This is a genomic window from Dokdonella sp. (assembly GCF_049593775.1).
Lineage (GTDB): Bacteria > Pseudomonadota > Gammaproteobacteria > Xanthomonadales > Rhodanobacteraceae > Dokdonella.
Genome location: NZ_JBAWHJ010000008.1, coordinates 1 through 2416 on the forward strand (window position 1 = coordinate 1; position 2416 = coordinate 2416).

2 protein-coding genes are annotated in these 2416 nt (G+C 61.8%); both read right to left on the bottom strand.

Annotated features, from left to right (window positions below):
• On the bottom strand, positions 1-1480 hold a 1480-nt coding region (locus tag WBP53_RS00180; protein ID WP_423924731.1), incomplete at its 3' end, for a sigma 54-interacting transcriptional regulator.
• Positions 1481-1564: 84 nt separating this feature from the next.
• Entirely contained in the window at positions 1565-2281 is a 717-nt protein-coding gene (locus tag WBP53_RS00185; RefSeq protein WP_423924733.1) for a hypothetical protein, read from the bottom strand.
• Between the last annotated feature and the right edge of the window lie 135 nt (positions 2282-2416).

A 2416-nucleotide genomic window follows, 5' to 3' on the forward strand; every position in this document is an offset into this window, starting at 1 on the left:
GCATCTCGCCGTCGTTGATGAAAAGCGCGGCGCGTTGCATTTCGCGTTCGAGTTCGCGCACGTTGCCGGGCCAGTCGTAGCCTTGCAAGGTATCAAGCGCCGCCCTTGAGACGCCGCCGAAACGGATGCCGCGCTTTTCGCATGCACCTTGCAGAAAGCACGCGGCGAGATTGGCGATGTCTGCGCGGCGTTCGCGCAAGGCGGGCAGGGTTACGGTCCAGTCGGCGAGGCGGTGATAGAGATCGAGGCGAAATGTTCCGGCCTTGACCATGTCGTCCAGCGACTGGTTGGTGGCAGCGACGATTGCCACCTCGGCGGGACGCGGTCGACTGCCGCCCAGTCGATACACTTCGTGCTCCTGCAGAACACGAAGGATCTTGGCCTGGCTGTCGGGCGCCATGTCGCCGATCTCGTCGAGGAACAGGGTGCCGCCGTGGGCTTGCTCGAATCGGCCGGCGCGCGCCTCGACACCAGTGGCCACGCCTTTCTCGATGCCGAACAACTCGGCTTCGAGAAGATCGCGGGGCAGGCTGGCGCAATTGAGTGCCACCCAGGGTCGGTTCGCTCCGCCGGCTGCGTGCAGGTAGCGCGCGAGCAGTTCCTTGCCGGTGCCGGATTCGCCCTCGACCACCACGTTGATGGAGCCGCTTCCGATCACGCCGGCTTGTCGGTAGATCTCCTGCAGTGCCGGATCCATCGTCGGCGGGTCGGGCAAGGCCGGGGGAGTCGACTTTGCGGATGCCTTGCCGGACTGATCGCGTCCCTTGCGTTGCGCGAGTCCAAGCAGATCGAGCAGCAGAGGTGCGAGTGCGGTGGCGGTACGCGCACCCGCTTCGTCGGCCAGTTCGATATCCAGCCGGTGCTGCTCGTTGGCGTGGGTCAATCTGCGGCCCGCCGTCCCTGATCCGGAATGGGCAAGTACCGATTCACCCTCTGCCGACAGGCGCAATATTTCGATCGTGGCGTCAGGCAGGAGTGATTGCAGAGCCTCGCACAGTGCGCCGGCAAAACCTGCTTCGTCGACACTTCCGTGATTCGATGACAGGCGCCGAATCAGGGCGGGAAGCCGGTGCAGGCAGAAGTTGCCGAAATCGCCGGTGGCCAGCGTTTGCACGGTTGGACTTTCGACGCGCGGGGCGGTTGCTCCTTCGGTACCCGCGATGGCCGAATCCAGTTCGGCCTCATCCAGCGCGACGATGCGTGCATCGACGTGGCCGAAGCGCAGTGCCTGTTCCGTCGCAAGTTCGATCGCTTCATCCTTGACCAAGCGGCGACTGTCCACGCGGGTGCCGTTGCGCGAACCGAGATCGGTGACCTGTACGCGTCCATCGGTCACTTCGATCAGGGCATGTTCGCGAGACACGGTCGGATCGCCGAGGCGGATTTCGCAATCCGCCCCTGACCCTACGCGAAAGCGTCCATGTTCGAGAGGTATTCGAAGATCGACGTTGCCCACCCGGGCGACAAAGCGATAAGCCATGCGGACTCTGGTCGGGATTGCGAGCATTCGAGAATACCTCATGATGCCGCTGCGCTGGTGCAGGCATGAGCTGGCATTGCGGACTCAGATGTTTCCGCCGGCATCGTCGCCACCCTTGTAGCGATACTGAGCAATTTCCGTGGTGGTATTGTCGCGATACTTGACTGCCGGACCGGACGGCATGAATACGCCATTAGGCGACATCTGGATTCGGTTGCCCTCGACGATACCGGCATCACCGCCGATGTTTATGCCACCCGCACTGCGCGACGAACCGACAACGCCCTGCACATCGTTGCCGATCACACTGATCTGGCTTCCATTCAGCGAGATGCCGCGAGCGTCGCCATCGCCAGAGTAACCAACACGGGCAATCCAGTTGTTGCTGACGACCATGTTGCAGCCGATCAACTGCATGCCGAACATTCCCGAGTCCTGAATACGCATCCCATCCACTCGATACCAGGCTGACAGGTCGCAGCGAGCAACAGTGCCGTTGATCTCTACGCCCCTTTCAAAGCCAGCCAACGTGCCTCCCGATATCGAGATGTTCCACTGGTCCCTCGCACGCACGCCGCTGGTCTCGGTCTCCGTGCCATGGGTGTTGCGTACGGTGTTTCCAGCAAAGTCGAGGCTCACATCATCGCTCTTGATGTCGATTGCGGCACCCAAGCGCATGTCGACATGGAAGCTCTTGACGAGGCAATAGCTGCCCGGCTCGCTGATGACGAACGGAATTTGGTCGACGGGAATGCAATCGGCCGACGCCTCGGCGCAGGCGAGCAGGCCGAGGAAGTGCAATAAAACGAATCATGTTGTTCTCCTGGATTGGTGTGGGTGTGGGTGTGGGTGTGGTTGGGCGCGACGCGGAACAGGTCTCTGCTTGAATGGCACTGGTCTGACGTCCTTCCCTTCATTTCGTCATCCTCGCGCAGG